Below are 17,892 nucleotides of genomic sequence, written 5' to 3' on the forward strand. Positions count from 1 at the left end.
GTGGCAACATCGGCACTAGTATGTCCTGTACGTCGTAAGACTCCCACTTCTAGGCTTGGCTGAAACACAAGAAAGCGTAAGTGGGAGATCAACTGCCCCTAAAAGCCCGAATGGTTCAATTAACAATCAGTGGGGGAAGAATCCCCCATTGATTGAAGTTTCACTTTATCCGAATCGACCTGTTACATAATCTTCTGTTCTTTGATCCTGTGGCGTAGAGAAAATTTTATCTGTATCATCGTATTCAACGATTTCTCCATTTAAGAAAAACGCTGTTTTATCAGAGATTCGTGCAGCTTGTTGCATGTTATGAGTAACAATAACGATTGTATAATCTTTTTTCAAGTTTGTGATTAGTTCTTCTACTTTTAACGTAGAAATTGGGTCTAATGCGGAAGTAGGCTCGTCCATTAATATAACATCTGGTTTCATTGCAATCGCACGTGCAATACAAACACGTTGTTGCTGACCACCAGACAAACCTAGTGCTGATGTTTTAAGACGGTCTTTTACCTCATCCCAAATCGCAGCTCCGCGCAAACTCTCTTCCACAATTCTATTTAATTCTTTTTTATTTTTGATGCCTTGCCCTCTTGGACCATAAGCAACATTGTCATAAATACTCATTGGGAATAAATTTGGTTTTTGAAATACCATTCCCACTTTTGTTCGTAATTTGATTACATCATTTGTTTTATAAATGTCTTCATGATCAATGACAATTTCACCTGTAATTTTCACGCCATCAATTAAATCATTCATACGGTTTACTGTTCGTAAAAAAGTTGATTTACCACAACCTGAAGGACCGATTAAAGCAGTAACCTCTTTTTCATGAATAGCAAGATCGACTCCGAACAGTGCTTGTTTCTCACCATAGAATAAATTTAAATCCTTCACATTAATTTTCGATGTACCTTCTTTACGTAGCTCCATATGTGAAAATACCTTCCCTACTTGGTTTTGTTTGGTCGTTAGTTCACCATGTTCCATTACTGATGTACTCATTGACATACTCCTTATTTGTTGGTTGCTTTGTTTAATTTTTTCGATATATATGTTGCTGAAAGATTGATTGCCAAAATAATTACGATTAGGACAATACCAACTGCAGCAGCAAGTTCAATGTCTCCAGATTCTTGTGTTACTAAATAGGAATGAACCGTTAAAGTTCTAGCTGATGAAAAGATACTCTCTGGCATGGCAGCTACAGTACCTGCAGTTAAGAAGATTGCAGCTGATTCACCAACAATTCGTCCAATAGAGAGGATGATACCAGATAAAATCCCCGGCATTGCACTAGGTAAAATCACCTTATATAAGGTTTGTAGCTTAGTATTTCCAAGTGCTAATGAACCTTCACGATACGAAGGCGGTACTGTTTTTAATGCTTCTTCTGTTGTACGGATGATTACTGGCAAAACAATAATCGTTAATGTTAATGAAGCAGCAATAATAGACATACCTAACTTCAAGGTTGTTACAAAGAATACTGCTCCAAACAGACCATAAATAATCGAGGGAATCCCTGTTAAACTTTCTGTTGCAAAACGTATGATTTTTACTAATCGGCCTTGTTTAGCATATTCTTGCAGGTAAACTGCCGCTAATATCCCAATTGGCGTTGCAATGACTAATGAAATAACGATTGTGTAGATTGTTGTTACAATCATTGGCCAAATACCTCCGCCTCCCTCTGGGGAATAATCGCCAAAGATGAAATCGAAACTAATCAAACTAAATCCTTTATAAAAGATAAATCCAACAATCATGACGAGGACAGCAACCGATAAGAAAGCTGATAACCATAAAAGTCCACGTAACAAGTTATCTTTAAATTGTCTCATCTTAGTTGCCACCCTTCGCACTTATTTTTGCTAAGACAAAATTCAAAATTAATATAAATGAGAATAAAACAATTCCCGTTGCAAATAACATTTCTTGATGTGTACCGAAGGCATAACCCATTTCTAATGCAATATTTGTCGTTAGTGGACGAACACTATCTGTTAGGCTCATTGGGACGATTAAACTATTACCTGCTACTAAGATAACTGCCATCGTTTCCCCGATTGCTCTACCTAAACCTAATACGATAGCCGTCATTATACCTGATTTAGCTGCTGGTACAATGACTTTAAAAATTGTCCCAATTTGGGATACTCCAAGAGCTAATGATCCTTCACGATATGTTTGGGGGACAGCACGAATCGCTGTCTCTGCTACAGTCACAATTGTTGGTAACATCATAATTGCTAGCACAAGAATAACAGCTATTAAGCTTTGTCCTTTCACTAAACCTAAACTATTTTGTAAAAATGGAACAATGATTGCAAGTCCAAATACGCCATATAATACAGAAGGGATACCCGCTAGCAACTGAATTGCTGGTGAAATAATTTTAGCTACCCTTTTAGAAGCAATTTCTGCTAAGAAAATAGCTGTAAATAAGCCAATAGGAACCCCAATAATTAATGCTCCAATTGTTGCATAAATGGATGCAACAATCATTGGGAATATACCGAATTTATCTTCACTCGGTACCCAATCAGTACCAAAAATAAAGTCTATAAAGCTATATCCCTCTGCTACAAAGGGATGAGCTCCTTTATAAAATACAAATCCAATGATTAACAATAAAGATAATACTGAAAGAAGTGCACAAATCAAGAAAATTCTTGAAGACACCTTTTCTAACATATACTTTCTTTTATTTGCTTTACCGATTTCTACTGCCTGTTTGTTAGTTGTTGGGATAGACACTCTTTATTCCTCCAAAATTACGTTCAATATTATGTTGTTGTCTTCCTTTAAGAATCTTTTATTTTACAGGGATTGCTCCTGCTTCTGCTGCAATGAGTTGTCCATCTTCACTTAAGATAAAATCTATAAAACGTTGTCCAGCATCTGTTAATTGACCTTCTTTATATACAAATAAGAATGGTCTAGACAAACTGTATTCTTTTTTTAGAACATTTTCTGCATTTGCTTCTACGCCATTAATATCGATTGTGGAAATGGATTCATCGATATATTCAAATGAAATAAAGCCCACTGCATGTTTATTGTTCGCAACTGTTGTTTTAATATTACCGTTACCACTTGCGATAATGGCACTTCTTACTAATTCACCCGAGCTGTAGTCTACAATTTCTTGAAAAGCATCACGTGAACCTGAACCATCCTCACGAGAGACAACAACGATTTCCATATCATCTCCACCAAGTTCATTCCAGTTTGTCACTTCACCAGTAAAAATTTGTTTTACTTGCTCCAGCGTAAGATCTTTTACTTTGTTAGTTGGATGAGTGACTACTACAATTCCATCGTAAGCAATAACTACCTCATTCAATCCACTTGCTATTTCTTCTTCCTTTAAATCACGTGAAGACATACCGATTTCAGACACGCCACTGATTGCATTGGTAATACCCGCAGAAGAACCAATTTGATTTATTTCAATATTCGTATTATCTTGCTCTGAATATTTGTGCGCTAATTTTTCAGCAAGCGGCCCTACAGATGTTGATCCTGAAATAGACACTGTAGCGTGACTACCTTTTGAAGCTTTTGTGCTATTATCATCATTGCTTGTACATGCTGATAGTACAGTAAGCAGAGACAGCATTAATAATCCCATTTTTACTTTTTTCAAACTGATCATTTCTTACCTCCAAGAAATATGTTAGGAACTTTTCTATGACGTATTTTGTCTAATACTAGAATAATTGCATAGTGTAAATTTTCGACACGCCTTTTGTAAAGGTTTTGTAAATTTCGTTAAAAACAAGATGTTTTATGTTAAAAATTGTTAAGAATAGGTGCTAGACAAGATAACTTAGGATGAGTTGAAAATGAATTTATAATACTTTCCATTTATTTCACAATCATTCTAAGTTGTTTATTTTGTTTCTTATTAATTAATAAACTCGACTTATTAAAAACAGAAATAATAAAAGCTCGAAAATTCAACTTTGAATCTTCAAGCTTTTTACATTTATCTAGAAATCTCTAATTGGATCAAACATGGCACTATGACTTTGAAGACATCAATCAAGCATTTGAATATTTAAAAACTGGTATCACAATTAAACCAATCCTAAAAATCGCAAAATAGTCTTTGAAGAAATAATTTAATACTTATTGATATCATCTTAAAGAACCACATGATAAAAAAGAACGTACTCCTCATCAGGAAAACGTTCTAAATAATTTTACTAACACAGACCTAATGACCGCTTGGAATAAAATATACGATTTTGCGCACATTAGATTAGACTCTATAGTCAATTTTTTCACAGTACAAAACGGAGGTGAAAAATGATGCCAAAGAAAAGTGAACCTGGCTTCAAAAAGGGAAAAAAAGAGCCTAAAGTGCGCGAAGAGTATTCAAAAGAGTTAAATCAAGTGATTCATAATAACAAGCAACAAGAAGTTACTAAACATAAAGGGACATAACTAAAAGCCTTAGTTCTATCTTATTGGAACTAAGGCTTTTATTAACGCTAACACCAACCAGGCAACCGCTTCGCAATGTGTCGTGTGTATGTTGCAACACATGGGGTGTTGGTGGGTTTATCTATTAAAGTACTTTTTCTACGTTCCGTATTGTATACAAATGATTTATTTTATTTAAGACATGAACTGATGTACTGCCTTGATAAATGCTTCCGAATCTTCTAGCATACCAAGATGACCTGTATTCGTATTCATTTTCTGTACATTTGGATTTTTTGTTTCTATTGGTTTGACAATTTTGTCGTTTGAACCTTCTATCACTAAAATTGGTGTGGTTGTATCTTCAACAAAGTGATGCTGATTCGGTCGATACTTCATGGCCTCAAGCGCGGCAATAAGGCCAGCCTCTGAAGCACGATATGCAATTTTCTTGGCAAAATCAATTGTTTCATCCTTTGCATTGTCACTAAAAAAGGCACCAATCAGTTGATTGACAAAGCTTTTTACCCCAATTTTAGGAATTTGTTCTTGTTGCTTCGTACGTTTTTCTTTTTGTTCCTCCGTATCAGACAAATCGGAAGAATACGCTAAAATCACTCGTTTTATTGGAGCAATTTTTTCTTCGAGTGCCGCTAATACAATATAGCCTCCTAAAGAATGACCCAGCCACGTTGCCTCAGTAATCCCCTCATGTTGTAGTACATCTGCAACAGCCTTCGCATAATCGTAAACGGAATAACTTGATTTTTCTAACTCACTTAGACCGTGCCCTGGCAAGTCTATCGTAATCACATCAAATTGATGGGTAAAATTCTCGTATACATCATCAAAAATCTCCATTGCTCCTAAGAAACCATGAATCAACACAAGAGTTTCGCCTTTTCCTTTTCTCTTATAATGCAACATGTTAATTACCTCCTTTTATCTTTACTATACCCATTAATTGAAAAAGAAAAAAAAGAAAGAATTCCTCCATCGGGAATTCGTTCTTTTTCATTATTCTAACTCCAACCACGCAACAGCTTCGCAATGTATGGGGTGTATGTGGCAACAAAGAGGTTTTGGTGAGTTAATACAAAAAGGATTGGTCAACTAAGAATCGTGCATTTTATTTTCTAAAAAATACATTTCAACAATTGCTCTCGTTCAAGAAATATTTCTATTTAATTATGCTAGTTAAGACATGCGGGTATTTGCTTTATTTCCTGTTCCCTGACGCTTTTCCTTATATGAAATCACTCCAATCAAGCCAATTATGGAGAAGATAACTGGCGTGATGAAACCATAGTAGTATCCATCAACTTGATTACCTGAAGTAGCTTGAAAATGATCCAATATATATCCAAAAATGATTGGTAGCAAGACAGCACTTAGAAAGCCACCCGTATTCGCAACCCCAGAAACAATGCCAGATTCTTTTATAGGGAAAGATTGACGTACAGCTGCGAAGGTTAATGCACTTGCCCCATATCCAAAGCCAATGATAAAGAATAGAATCATTAGCAAGAAAAATGACGGATGCCCATTAAATAAAAGGAAAGTAAACCACCCCAATAAAACAGTGATATGAACGACAATATATGGCCTTTTTATTGTTTCTAATCTACTTGAAATCCAACTAGTTAGAGGAGCTCCAATAAGTGCCCCGATAACACCGATCATAATCATCTGGCTTGCATCTGAGCGTGTCATTTCATACAAATTCATCCCATATGGTACTGCCCAAGAACTGATAAACCCTACATAACCTCCGACTACTCCAAAATGACAAAAGAATAGAGCCCATGCTTGCCGGTTTGAAAATATTCTTCGTAGTAATACAGTTGTTTTTTCACGTTGAACTTCTTCTGTCACAACTACCGGTTCATCCAAAAAGATTCGTTTCACTTTTTTTACAAGTACCAAATAAAGGAGAAAGCCACATAAACATAATAGTAGCCCTGCTAAGAAAAATGCTGCCCTCCAACCAAGTAAAGTTATCAATGTGGAGAAAGGGACTGTCGCCAATAAGAAACCAAGACTTCCTGTCATGCCCGCTATGCCAATTAATCGAACAAATTCCTTTGTATGAAACCATTGGGCTAAAATTAGCACCATATTTACCCATATGGTCGCATCCCCTATCCCAGTGAATATTCTGGAAAAAAATAGGACGAATTCATGTGTACCAAGACTATAAATGATTGTACCTAAACCTATAAGTGCGGCACCGATAATTAGAAAAAAGTTTGGCCCATAACGATCAGCCAAAATCCCCATCGGAATTTGCAAACTCGTGTATACCAAAAATTGTATACTCGTCAATAACCCAATAGTTGATGCAGTTACATTAAAATCCCTTATCAATTGGTCTGTAATCAATCCTGGAGCGGTTCGTTGGCTCGCCATTAACAAATAAGTAAACAATACAGCAACAAATACACCCCATCTGTATCTGCTATTTTGTTTGTCCAATGATTTCTACTCCTATTAGCTTTTATCTATATATATATGAATTTCATATAACGGTAAAACCTGTTTTTCAGAATAGTTTTACGATTTAAATTGGGTTGGAAGTGTTTTTAGTTAGATAAATTCAATTTCAAGAGTAGGGTAGTGCGATCCGTTAATGAGTTCTATTTTTAATACTTAAATGTCGCCTCTGCCACCGCATTATCATAAGTGTTACCCTTCTGGCTTAGAGAACGTTTAATCTTGTACTTACTTAATAATTCATCTATTCCAACGTTCTTGAATTCAGACCCACGGTCGGTGTGAAAGACTTTCACATGTTCAAATGGATACTTAGCAGAAGCGAAGGCACGGTGAACTAGAGCTGCGTCTTTTTTCTCAACGACGCTATACCCGACGATTTCTCGAATATATTCTCCTTACTTGTTATCTATTATTCTACTTGCCCTTAATTTTATTGTTCAACTAAGTGTAGACTATCCATTTGCACTGGAGTCTTCCTTGATGATGTTTCTGCTAAATAGTCATTTTCCAGCTTGATAACTCTAACCATTTTTCCTGTTCCTTATAATCGGGCATTATTTTTCCTACAAGGCGCCAATAGGATCGGTCGTGATTCAGATGGACCATATGACACATTTCGTGAACGACTACGTACTCGATTACCTTAAGAGGTGCCATTGCCAGCCTCCAATTAAATGTTAATTGCAGCTTAGAATCACAGGTTCCCCAATTACTTTTGCTATCAGTAATACGGATAGAACGTGGCTTTACTTTATAGTTGCTTTGATAAGAGGCGACACTCTTCTCAACTAAAGCTTTACACTGCTTGTAATAGAAACGTTTTAGAGCTTGTTTAATTTTTTCATCATCTAGCTGCTTCACATATATATGTAACTTATCTCCTTCAAATACCACATGGTCTTGCGTGATATTGATATCATGATAAATTCTTATTGGATAGGTGTTTCCTAAATAAAGAAAGCTCTCACCATGTTCGTAGACCTTCTTTTGTGGCCCAAGCAGTCTATCCTTTTGTTCTTTTGATTTTTGCTGAATGAGTTCCCATTTGTCCTCTAATAATTGAATAACTCTTTCGTCTGGTGTCCCTTTCGGAGCAAGAACTTCAATATTTCCATAGTGATCCATAGTAATGCCTATGGTTGTCCGCTTTTTGTATGTTATTTGAAATTGTATTGTCTCACCTGAGTAGTTATGTATCATTTCATCACCTGTTGGACCTTTATTGCCCATATTTTCTGTATTTTAGCATTTATCCTTCTGAAAAATTTCTAGTCGCACTTAACAAGGACAGACATATTCAATCCATGAATTAACTATATGTAGACTAAAAAGCGGTAAAAGAGCAATAATAATCTCATTCTACCACTTCTTTATTACTCTATTAAAAGTGGTCCGATATGAACTCGCTACACTCTTTCACAGTTTCTTTAAACTCAAGTTTTCTACCTGGGTGAACGCTAAGTTTCCAGGTTAGAAATTTTGCCGAAAAGTAATGCATCATAATACTTATCCGCTATAAAATAGTGGTCTTTTAATCGTCCTTCTAACTCATACCTGTTCTTTTCCAGTATCCGAGCAGAACCAATATTGGCATGAACTACCACAGCATGAAGTTTATGAAGATTAAGTGATTCAAATGCAAAATCACTCATCAATGCAACTACCTCTGTGCCATACCCTTTACCCCAGTGTTGTTTATGTAACACATAACCAATTTCAGCTTGGTTTGCTTCTTGATCAAAATTAAAAATCATGGCTGTCCCTATAATTGCTTGAGTTAATTTTTCAACAATGGAGGAATATAAATGAGTACCTGCCAACTCACGTTTTAACATTATATCAATGTGCTGACGCGATTCCTCCAGAGTACTCATCAGATTCCAGCCAATAAACCGTGAAACTTCTTGATCTGATGCATAATCATGTATCTCTTGAACATCCTCTATCCTTAGTGCTTTGAAATAGACTTTTTTACCCTCTAATGAATGAAATAAATCATCTTGCTTCTCCATTTTAACCTCCTCTAATTTCACCTTTGGTAATGTACCTCCGTTGTAACGATATTATTTCCAATTAAAGTTAATATTATCGTACTAACCTCAATACATCCTTTCAAATAATTTCCCATTATATGTTCCAACTGTTTCCTTGGGAATCTAAACTATTTCTTTCAGAAAACAGACATTATCAAATCTAAAAAAAATTGCCGGTTTCAAAGGAACTTCAAACTGAATAAAATAAGTACACATGAGTTGATGTGATTCATTTTTTCTCTAACTTTTGAGAGTTACATCATTTCACTGTCCTCGTCCCATCAACATTCTTTTCCAAAGTTATCAAGCAATGCACGCACTTCATCTGTTGATTTCGTGTTCATCAATTGATTTCTTAATTCACCAGCTCCACGGAATCCTTTGACATAAATTTTGAAAAAGCGATGAAGCCCTGTGATTGAACGTGGCAGTGCTTCCGCATATTGATCTTGAAGATCAAGCTGCAGTCTTAAAAGATCAAGGTATTCTTTACTGCTATGCTCTTTTGGCTCTTTTTCAAAAGCAAACGGATTTTTAAAAATACCTCGCCCGATCATAACGCCATCAATACCGTATTGTTCAGCAAGCTGTAGCCCAGTTTGACGGTCAGGAATGTCCCCATTGATTGTTATTAGCGTATTTGGTGCAATACGGTCACGTAATTTTTTGATTTCCGGAATTAGCTCCCAATGCGCATCTACTTGGCTCATTTCCTTTCTTGTACGTAAATGAATAGAAAGGTTCGCAATATCCTGTTTAAAAATATGCGTTAGCCACTCCTCCATCTCATTTACATCGTTATAGCCAAGCCTTGTTTTCACACTTACAGGCAGTCCTCCCGCTTTTGCTGCTTGAATAAGTTCTGCCACAACGTCTGGACGTAGAATAAGGCCACTACCTTTCCCTCTTGTTGCCACATTCGGTACTGGGCAGCCCATGTTAATATCGATGCCTTTAAATCCTAGCTCTGCCATGCCAATACTCATTTGACGGAAATATTCGGGATTATCCCCCCAAATATGTGCCACCATTGGCTGTTCATCTTCTGTAAAAATCAAACGGCCACGCACACTTTTCATGCCCTCTGGATGACAATAGCTATCTGAGTTTGTAAACTCTGTGAAAAATACATCCGGTCTACCTGCTTTACTTACTACATGACGAAAAACAACATCCGTCACATCTTCCATTGGTGCAAGTACAAAAAATGGTCGTGGTAAATCACGCCAAAAATTATCTATCATTTCAAACTCAAATCCTCTCACTATGGATACAACTTCAAACTCTCGGTCAAAAAATATCAAGTCAAATGTTCCACTTCTTTTACACTTATATCATGCTTAATAACTTATTATCAAACACAAGTACATTTGGACATTAATAATTTGTGAAATACTATTGTGAAAATCGACAATGTTTATTTTAACGAAAATCGGTCTTGAATGGTATTTTTATAAAGTGAAACTTCAATCAGTGGGGGTTTTCTTCATCCTCCACTGATTGTTAGTTGAACCAATCGGTCTTTTACGGGCAGTTGTTCTCCCACTTATCTTTTTCTCTTTTCTTAAATCTTGAAGTGGGAGTCTTACTGCCCGTTAATGCGGGATAAACAAAAAAGCAGATGGTATAGATTTTTTCTATATCAACTGCTTTTCTATTATACCAACTCCAACCACGCGACAGCTTCACAATGAGTCGTCTGTGGGAACATATCAACCGGCTGTACTTCTTGCGTTTTGTAGCCACCATCTTCTAAGATGCGTAGATCTCTCGCAAGTGTTGCTGGGTTACAGGAAACGTACACGACGCGCTTCGGTTTTTGTTCTAAGATCGTTTGAAGTAGTGCTTCGTCACAGCCTTTTCTCGGTGGATCTACTACTAGTACATCCGCTGTCTTGCCTTCTTTATACCATTTTGGAATGACTTCTTCTGCAGGACCTGCCTCGAAGAATGTGTTGTTGAAGCCATTCAATTCGGCATTGCGTTTCGCATCTTCAATCGCTTGTGGAACGATTTCCACACCAAGCACTTGTTTTGCTTTTTGCGCAAGGAATAAAGAAATCGTTCCAATACCGCAGTAAGCGTCGATTACCGTTTCTTCTCCAGAAAGCTGTGCATAATCGAGTGCTTGTTTATATAGCACTTCTGTTTGTTCAGGGTTCACTTGATAGAACGAACGAGCAGATATTTCAAATCGAATATCTCCAATTAGATCTTCAATTACTGCCTTGCCCCATAGGACATTCGTGTCATCTCCGAAAATAACATTTGTATTGCGCGTATTTACGTTTTGGATAATAGAAACTACATTTGGCTCTACTTCTCGTATAAGGTCAATGATGGCATCTTTTTTCGATAACTTCGGATGTTTGGTAACAAGTACAACCATTACTTCCCCTGTTGCGCGACCTTTCCGTACGACAAGATGACGAAGCTGTCCTTTTCTCGTTTCTTCATTATAAGGAACCAAATCGAGCTCTAATGCTTTTTCTTTCACCGCACGTAGTAAACGATCTGCTTCATCTGTTTGAATCAAACATGTATTTGTATCTGCAATGCGATGTGATTTCGTTTGATAGAAACCTGCAACAACTTGTCCATTTTCTATATCAAACGGAATTTGTGATTTATTGCGATATTCCCATGGCTTGTCCATACCCTTAACTGGTAATACAGGTGCATCAATTTTTCCGATACGTTGCATGACGTTACGTACCATGCTCTCTTTCCATTTAAGTTGGCCTTCATATGTCATATGCTGCAATTGACAGCCGCCACATTCGGAGAATACAGGACATGGAGCTTCTACACGAAATGGGGATGGTTCTACGATTTTCTTTAATTTTGCGAAGCCGTAGTTTTTTAATGTTTTTAATATATGGACTTCTGCTGTTTCGTTCGGTAAACCACCTTGAATGAAGAGTGGATATCCATCTACTTTTGCTACTCCTGCTCCATCGTGTGTTAAATCCTCTATATGAACTGTAATGCGATCATTCTTCGTTACCGGTGTATTCACTTTATTGCTCCGTTCCTATTTGATTGTTTCATTATAGCAAAAATAAGCGCCTGTTTAAAATGAAGTATGTCCATGATAATCTATATATACCATGTAGCGACTGTATAAATATCATTTTTTCAACTAACCCAAATTTCAGCAAAAAGAGGGGCTGTCCAATAAGCCCATAAATTGAAGCAGGTGCATGAGCTGAAGGCCCCGCAGGAGCGAACAAAGGAACAAAGGCTATGAACGCCACCTCATGTGGCAACGCCTTTGTGAGTTGGCCTGAGGAGACTGAAGCCATACCTGCGGAAAGCGTCCGTTTGGAAAGTAAATCAATACTCACCTTTCTATCTAGCTCATTTTACTTCCAAAACTTCCTTATTAACTATTTCCACTAATTCTTCCCAAGATTGAATTTCATGTGTTGGCTCAATTGCTGTTACATTCTTCTTCAAATGCGGATTAAACCAACAAGTATCTATACCGAAGTTATTTCCACCTTGAATATCTGATGTAAGGGAATCTCCAATCATTAATACACGTGATTTATCGGAAATATTTAGTTTGTCGAATGTATATTCAAAAATCTCTGTTTGCGGCTTTTGAAAACCGGTTTCCTCGGAAGTTATTATAACCTCAAATAAATTCTTTAGCGAAGATCCACCTATTCTTGCATGTTGTACCTCTTTAAAACCATTAGTTAATAATGCAAATCTACAACCTGAAAGATTCGCAAACATTTCTTCTACACCGTCAATCATATGTACTTCTTTTCCTAATTTATCTAAGTACTTTTGTCCAAATGCTTCGGCATCTATGTCCATTGCATGCTGTAAAAATAAACGCTTGAATCGCTCTACCTTAAGCTTTGCTAAAGTTGTACGACCATGCTCTAAATCATCCCATAATACTTTACTGATATCTTTATAACTTGGAAGGTAATCCTCCATACCATTCGGTAATTCATATTCCATAAATAAATGAAGAAGTGCATTTTTCTCGGTCATTCCAAAATCGAACAACGTGTCATCCAAGTCAAATATTAAAACGTCATATCTCATTCATTTTCCACCCCTTCATTGTTAACATTCTATATATTTTACCATATTATCAAATTTATCTAGGCGTATTCATTTCGTTCAGCTCTATTTTAGCATGCTTTGGAGTAAGCATATGCCATATCACGAGAAGGTAAGTCATACCAAATCAGTGGGGTGACACCCATCTAAATTGTGAATGTACGAGGAAATTGAATTTACTTGCTCCGGCTTACTATTTTCTTACTTAACGCCAATTTATAGAAACGGATTCGTGACCCGCATCGCGCGGCCTTCGGAAGTAGTTCTCCAACCACAAGAGCTTTTTCACATCTTACCTCGAGGGGTAGCGCTCAAGCTAGACAATTACTAATAAAAATAGAACCTCGGATATCCGAGGTTCCAGTATTATTCGTCTTTAATCACACCGTCTTTGGAAGCAGCCCAAAAAGCTACAACAATTGATCCGATCAATACGATGAATGGTGCGTAAAATATGAAAAAGTCTGACATGCGAGCTCCTCCTTATGCGTGATTGTCTTTTTTCCCACGGACATAGTCTTTATTAAACAAGAAAAGACGTAACAATAAATACAGAGAAGGTATTAATAAAGCAAGGCCTGCAAGGAATGCAATGATTAAGGAAATCGCCATTGCTTCATTCGTAAAGCTATCGTAAATCGTTAAGTACGGATACAACAAATACGGTCGATGTGCAAAACCATATGCAAAGAATGCAATGAGAAACTGTCCTACTAAAAGACCAAATGCTGCTCCATAACTTCTTTTTTTATACAAAAGCCAAACCGTTCCTACAAATAATAAAAACGATAAACCAAACGCCCACCAAATATCGAGCATATTGCTGTAATGCTCTGGGTTATGTGAGCGAAGTTCTACCATAATACCCACCGCTGTAATAATCGTAGGAAACGACCATAGAAGGGCATATTTTCGCATGAGTATTGTCGCTTCTTTATCTCCTGCTTTATTCGCATACCAGGTTAAAAACACAGCCGAGATATAAAGAACTGCAGAAAGACTAAGCACAACAATTGCCCAAGTTAATGGACTAGTAAATAGCGCACGATAATCTAAAACAGGGGCATTATTTACCATCGTAATAAAACCCCCCTCAGAAATGGTCAATACGATGGACAATGCTGCCGGAATAAACAATCCTGCTAATCCATACATTAACGAATATCCTTTATGTCCTCTTGAGCCGTACGTTTCAAAAGCGTAGTACGAACCACGGATTGCAAGTAAGATTAAAGCAATACTCGCTGGTACAAGCAATGTCGTACCATAGTAAAATGCTGTTTTCGGGAAGAATCCAATGATTCCTACAAAGAAGAATACAAGAAACACATTCGTCACTTCCCAAACAGGCGATAGATAACGCTGAATCACATTCGTCAAAATGTGCTGTCTTCCTGTCAGTAAGCTATAAGCATTAAAAAATCCTGCTCCAAAATCAATGGATGCAACTATTAAATAGCCAAACAAGAACGTCCATAACACTGTAATCCCGATGATCTCTAACGTCATGAAATATCACCGCCTCTTTCAATATGACGATCTTCTAATTCACGTTCTACTGGATTTTTTCTAAACATACGACTAAGCACAACTATAGTTCCAATTCCAAGCACAACATAAAGACCTGCAAATAGAAGCAACATCGTATCTACGTGCGCACTAGTCGTTGCAGCATCTTCTACACGCATAATTCCTCTTAAAATCCATGGCTGTCTTCCAACTTCCGCTAACCACCAGCCTGCTTCAAGGGCAATAATAGAAGCTGGGCCACCTAAAACAATCAACCAGCGGAAAAGCTTTGAATCCACGAAAGACCATTTCAAAAGCTTCCCTAACCAGTATAATCCGGCAAGACCGACCAAGCTCATCCCTATCGTCACCATCAAGTCAAACAAATAGTGAATATATAAAGGAGGCACTTCATCTTCAGGGAACTGATCTAACCCTATTACTTCAGCAGTCGGATTGAAATGCGCAAGAATACTTAACGCAAATGGAATCTCAATCGCGTATTTCACTTCTCCGTCATCCAAAACTCCATACAAAATTAAAGGTGCATTTCCTCCTGTTTCAAAATGCCATTCAGCAGCTGCTAGTTTTTCAGGTTGGTACTCTGCCAAATATTTACCGGAGAAATCGCCAATAATAACAGTGGCAATTGAAAAGACAAGTCCTACCTTCATTGTTAAGTACAACGCTTTTTTATGATAAACATGATTCGACCCTTTTAATAACCGGAAAGCTGCAATGGCTGCTAAAATAAATGCTGTAGTCATATACGCTGTAACTACAACATGTGCAACTTTCGTTGGCATTGCTGGGTTAAACATCGCTAGTAACGGACTAATATTTACTAATGAGCCGTCCACAACGTCAAAACCTTGGGGTGCATTCATAAAGGCATTGACAATAGTAATGAACACCGCAGAAAAAGATGCCCCAACGGCAACCGGTATTAGTAAAAGTAAATGCTTCTTTTGATTCTCAAAACGATCCCAAGTATACAAATAAATGCCAAGGAAAATTGCTTCAAAAAAGAACGCAAATGTTTCCAAAAATAATGGAAGAGCAATAATATTACCTGCTAGTTCCATAAAATTAGGCCAAAGCAGAGATAGCTGCATCCCTATAGCAGTTCCAGTTACTACTCCGACTGCAACTGTAATGACAAATCCTCGTGCCCATCGTCTTGCAAGTAATATGTAGTGTTCATCATTTTTCTTAATGCCAACCCACTGGGCAATCATAATCATTAAAGGGACACCTACACCGATTGTTGCATAAATAATATGAAAAGATAAGGTCAATTCCGTTAACACACGACTAAAAAATACGGCTTCTTCATTTCCCAAATGTTATACCTCCTTAACCTCCAAATATTCTTCCCACAATGGATAGCATCATAATCCCTGCCACAACAAAAGCAAGCCACATTAAGTATTTTTCTTGTTTCTTATACATGCCTTCCACTCCTTTTGCCTAATTCAACAGGTTAAACTTTATTATTCCCTTTCTTTTCCGTTTTGTAACATATCCAAGATGAAAATATAACAAAAAGGTGAAAGAGGAGGGAATATTTTAAACAGATTAAATGAAGACTAGATTGGTACTCACTAGAATAGTTATACCCCCAAAATTTAAACAAAAACCCAGCTTTCTCTAAAGAATGCTGAGTTCATTTTCACGGTCTGTCCTGCTCTCGAATTTCATCGATTGGTACAAAAACCTCTATATGTCTATATAAATTTTGGAACGTTGCTGGAATAATTCCACCATATTCGCCATCTAGATTAAGTAATACTTTGTCTTCTGAAGTCACTTTTATATTCTTTGCTTTTTTATAAATCACATGGGGATCCGACAAATGTTCCCCTCGAATAGCAAGTGTTGCTAAACGAATAAATTCAGCAATATTAACTTTCTTTAAAATGAATAAAGAAAAATTCCCATCATTAATACTCGAATTTGGTGCGAGCTTTTCAAAGCCTCCAACAGAATTTGTCAGTCCGACTAAGAACATCATTGCTTCATCGTCAAATACTTCTCCGTCATATTCAATCCTTACTTTTGTAGCATTAATCGAAGGCAGCATTTCTATACCTTTTAAATAATATGCAAGTTGGCCAAGTACTGTTTTTAGCTTACTTGGAACTTCATAAGTAAGCTCGGTAATTCTTCCGCCACCTGCAATATTAATAAAGTAACGACGGTCATTCACTAGTCCAACGTCGACAGGAATAGTATCTCCTTTGATAATGATCTCTACTGCTTTTTGAATATCTCGAGGAATATGCACTGCTCTTGCGAAATCATTTGTTGTTCCCATTGGAATAAGCCCAATTCTCGGTCGGTCCTCAAACTCACTTACGCCTGCTACTACTTCATTTAGTGTTCCATCTCCGCCAGCAGCAATAATAATGTCGAAACCGTTTACAACTGCTTTTTTCGCAGCTTCTATAGCATCTCCTTCAGAGGTTGTTGCATGGCATGATGTTTCATAACCAGCAACCTCTAAAGTCTCCAACACTTCTGGCAAGTTCCTTTTAAAAAGCTCTCTTCCGGAAGTTGGATTATAGATAATCCGTGCTCGTTTCATACAGATGTATTCCTTTCTGCTTTACAATTTCTTTCATACCTATAAAAGACTATACACCTCATCAAAAGGTTTCCACTCACCACTAAAAAGAGCCGACTGCTGCCGACTCCCTATCGCTAAATTAGCAAGAATTTATTTTTGGAGAGCTTGTAACCAATTACTACGTATATCTTCGTACACAGATAAATGAAATTCTTTATTGTCCGTAAATTCTTTCGTCATTTGCTCAAAAAATGCTTTCTGTACTTCTTCGAATGTAGGATCTTCCTTTGGTGGAAATTTCGCTCTACTTTCCATTACATACTGTTGCACTTTTTCTGCACGTGGTCCCCACTTCGCGATCACTTCACCATCTTTATTTAACAATAAGTAAATTGGAATCGAGCGGCCACCATTTGTTAAGTATTCGTCTATTAACTCCAAGTTTTCATCACGATAGACTGCACGCATCTCAAGATCTGCTGCTTCTGCAATTTTACGTAAAATCGCATTATTCATCATCGCATCTCCGCACCAATCTTCTGTAATAACAAGTATATGTGGAGCCTGTTCTTTTAATACTGTAATAAACTCATCATCTGCAGGGACTTCAAATTGATTATAAATGGAGAAAGACTCATCTTTTTTAGTTGTCATGTCATCCATATATTGGGTAAATAATTTAGCTTCTTCAAAATACTGTTGTTCTGTTGGCATTTGAGAAACCCCCTTTTTTTTTAAGTATACTGTGTTTTCATAGCTTATTCA

Annotated in this window: 17 protein-coding genes and 1 pseudogene; 1 reads left to right on the forward strand and 17 read right to left on the reverse strand. The window is 37.0% G+C overall.

The genetic code is table 11. The annotated features are described in order from the left end of the window. Window positions 1–165: 165 nt before the first annotated feature. The 4 genes from pstB to MHH81_RS17085 all read right to left on the reverse strand — a co-directional run bounded on the left by pstB (window position 166) and on the right by MHH81_RS17085 (window position 3,664). The gene (pstB, locus tag MHH81_RS17070; RefSeq protein WP_340925307.1) at window positions 166–936 is read right to left on the reverse strand and encodes a phosphate ABC transporter ATP-binding protein PstB; all 771 of its coding nucleotides are present in this window, start codon (window positions 934–936) and stop codon (window positions 166–168) included. An 83-nt stretch (window positions 937–1,019) separates the two neighbouring features. Next, window positions 1,020–1,847, reverse strand: coding sequence for a phosphate ABC transporter permease PstA (gene pstA, locus MHH81_RS17075; protein WP_340923500.1), 828 nt, complete (start codon window positions 1,845–1,847; stop codon window positions 1,020–1,022). A 1-nt stretch (window position 1,848) separates the two neighbouring features. Then, window positions 1,849–2,763: a phosphate ABC transporter permease subunit PstC gene (gene pstC, locus MHH81_RS17080; protein ID WP_340923503.1), complete on the reverse strand. Its 915-nt coding sequence runs from the start codon at window positions 2,761–2,763 to the stop codon at window positions 1,849–1,851. A gap of 58 nt (window positions 2,764–2,821) precedes the next feature. Beyond that, window positions 2,822–3,664: a phosphate ABC transporter substrate-binding protein gene (locus MHH81_RS17085; RefSeq protein WP_340923506.1), complete on the reverse strand. Its 843-nt coding sequence runs from the start codon at window positions 3,662–3,664 to the stop codon at window positions 2,822–2,824. Window positions 3,665–4,320: 656 nt separating this feature from the next. Between MHH81_RS17085 and MHH81_RS17090 the strand changes: the two genes are divergently transcribed. Then, window positions 4,321–4,458 (forward strand): hypothetical protein, encoded by a 138-nt coding sequence (locus MHH81_RS17090; protein ID WP_340923508.1) that lies wholly within the window; start codon window positions 4,321–4,323, stop codon window positions 4,456–4,458. Window positions 4,459–4,632: 174 nt separating this feature from the next. On the opposite strand, the gene MHH81_RS17095 is transcribed toward MHH81_RS17090, so the two are convergent. The 13 genes and pseudogenes from MHH81_RS17095 to MHH81_RS17150 form a co-directional block, all read right to left on the reverse strand. Beyond that, window positions 4,633–5,364: an alpha/beta fold hydrolase gene (locus MHH81_RS17095; RefSeq protein WP_340923511.1), complete on the reverse strand. Its 732-nt coding sequence runs from the start codon at window positions 5,362–5,364 to the stop codon at window positions 4,633–4,635. 270 nt (window positions 5,365–5,634) lie between these two features. Further along, window positions 5,635–6,912, reverse strand: coding sequence for an MFS transporter (locus tag MHH81_RS17100; RefSeq protein ID WP_340923513.1), 1,278 nt, complete (start codon window positions 6,910–6,912; stop codon window positions 5,635–5,637). Between the two features lie 173 nt (window positions 6,913–7,085). Further along, window positions 7,086–7,322: pseudogene (locus MHH81_RS17105) on the reverse strand (DDE-type integrase/transposase/recombinase); the annotation flags it as partial. A 103-nt stretch (window positions 7,323–7,425) separates the two neighbouring features. Further along, window positions 7,426–8,133, reverse strand: a complete 708-nt coding sequence (locus tag MHH81_RS17110; protein WP_340925308.1) for a M48 family metallopeptidase — start codon at window positions 8,131–8,133, stop codon at window positions 7,426–7,428. Between the two features lie 257 nt (window positions 8,134–8,390). Further along, complete coding sequence (locus MHH81_RS17115; protein ID WP_340923516.1) at window positions 8,391–8,945, reverse strand: GNAT family N-acetyltransferase; 555 nt, start codon at window positions 8,943–8,945, stop codon at window positions 8,391–8,393. A 302-nt stretch (window positions 8,946–9,247) separates the two neighbouring features. Then, the gene (locus tag MHH81_RS17120) at window positions 9,248–10,210 is read right to left on the reverse strand and encodes a tRNA dihydrouridine synthase (RefSeq protein WP_340925310.1); all 963 of its coding nucleotides are present in this window, start codon (window positions 10,208–10,210) and stop codon (window positions 9,248–9,250) included. A 413-nt stretch (window positions 10,211–10,623) separates the two neighbouring features. Further along, the gene (gene rlmD / locus MHH81_RS17125) at window positions 10,624–11,985 is read right to left on the reverse strand and encodes a 23S rRNA (uracil(1939)-C(5))-methyltransferase RlmD (protein ID WP_340923518.1); all 1,362 of its coding nucleotides are present in this window, start codon (window positions 11,983–11,985) and stop codon (window positions 10,624–10,626) included. 341 nt (window positions 11,986–12,326) lie between these two features. Continuing rightward, entirely contained in the window at window positions 12,327–13,031 is a 705-nt protein-coding gene (locus MHH81_RS17130) for a YjjG family noncanonical pyrimidine nucleotidase (protein ID WP_340923519.1), read from the reverse strand. Window positions 13,032–13,415: 384 nt separating this feature from the next. Then, a complete protein-coding gene (cydS, locus tag MHH81_RS21400; RefSeq protein ID WP_445678103.1) occupies window positions 13,416–13,520 on the reverse strand; it encodes a cytochrome bd oxidase small subunit CydS in 105 nt (34 codons plus the stop codon). 12 nt (window positions 13,521–13,532) lie between these two features. Further along, the gene (locus tag MHH81_RS17135) at window positions 13,533–14,558 is read right to left on the reverse strand and encodes a cytochrome d ubiquinol oxidase subunit II (RefSeq protein ID WP_340923522.1); all 1,026 of its coding nucleotides are present in this window, start codon (window positions 14,556–14,558) and stop codon (window positions 13,533–13,535) included. Beyond that, window positions 14,555–15,901, reverse strand: a complete 1,347-nt coding sequence (locus MHH81_RS17140) for a cytochrome ubiquinol oxidase subunit I (RefSeq protein WP_340923525.1) — start codon at window positions 15,899–15,901, stop codon at window positions 14,555–14,557. The genes MHH81_RS17135 and MHH81_RS17140 overlap by 4 nt, the downstream gene beginning before the upstream one ends. A 329-nt stretch (window positions 15,902–16,230) precedes the next feature. After that, entirely contained in the window at window positions 16,231–17,145 is a 915-nt protein-coding gene (locus tag MHH81_RS17145) for a diacylglycerol kinase (RefSeq protein ID WP_340923529.1), read from the reverse strand. Between the two features lie 132 nt (window positions 17,146–17,277). Then, entirely contained in the window at window positions 17,278–17,841 is a 564-nt protein-coding gene (locus MHH81_RS17150) for a thioredoxin family protein (RefSeq protein WP_340923531.1), read from the reverse strand. Window positions 17,842–17,892 lie beyond the last annotated feature (51 nt).

Origin of the sequence: Psychrobacillus sp. FSL H8-0484 (assembly GCF_038005325.1) — a bacterium.
Taxonomy (GTDB): domain Bacteria; phylum Bacillota; class Bacilli; order Bacillales_A; family Planococcaceae; genus Psychrobacillus.

Excerpts from the sequence above, each read along its gene's own strand:
- MHH81_RS17135 (WP_340923522.1), bottom strand. The coding sequence starts at position 14,558 with ATGACGTTAGAGATCATCGGGATTACAGTGTTATGGACGTTCTTGTTT.
- pstA (WP_340923500.1), bottom strand. The coding sequence starts at position 1,847 with ATGAGACAATTTAAAGATAACTTGTTACGTGGACTTTTATGGTTATCA.
- pstB (WP_340925307.1), bottom strand. The coding sequence starts at position 936 with ATGGAGCTACGTAAAGAAGGTACATCGAAAATTAATGTGAAGGATTTA.
- MHH81_RS17145 (WP_340923529.1), bottom strand. The coding sequence starts at position 17,145 with ATGAAACGAGCACGGATTATCTATAATCCAACTTCCGGAAGAGAGCTT.
- MHH81_RS17150 (WP_340923531.1), bottom strand. The coding sequence starts at position 17,841 with ATGCCAACAGAACAACAGTATTTTGAAGAAGCTAAATTATTTACCCAA.
- MHH81_RS17120 (WP_340925310.1), bottom strand. The coding sequence starts at position 10,210 with ATGATAGATAATTTTTGGCGTGATTTACCACGACCATTTTTTGTACTT.
- MHH81_RS17115 (WP_340923516.1), bottom strand. The coding sequence starts at position 8,945 with ATGGAGAAGCAAGATGATTTATTTCATTCATTAGAGGGTAAAAAAGTC.
- MHH81_RS17090 (WP_340923508.1), top strand. The coding sequence starts at position 4,321 with ATGATGCCAAAGAAAAGTGAACCTGGCTTCAAAAAGGGAAAAAAAGAG.
- MHH81_RS17110 (WP_340925308.1), bottom strand. The coding sequence starts at position 8,133 with ATGATACATAACTACTCAGGTGAGACAATACAATTTCAAATAACATAC.
- MHH81_RS17085 (WP_340923506.1), bottom strand. The coding sequence starts at position 3,664 with ATGATCAGTTTGAAAAAAGTAAAAATGGGATTATTAATGCTGTCTCTG.
- MHH81_RS17095 (WP_340923511.1), bottom strand. The coding sequence starts at position 5,364 with ATGTTGCATTATAAGAGAAAAGGAAAAGGCGAAACTCTTGTGTTGATT.
- cydS (WP_445678103.1), bottom strand. The coding sequence starts at position 13,520 with ATGTCAGACTTTTTCATATTTTACGCACCATTCATCGTATTGATCGGA.
- MHH81_RS17130 (WP_340923519.1), bottom strand. The coding sequence starts at position 13,031 with ATGAGATATGACGTTTTAATATTTGACTTGGATGACACGTTGTTCGAT.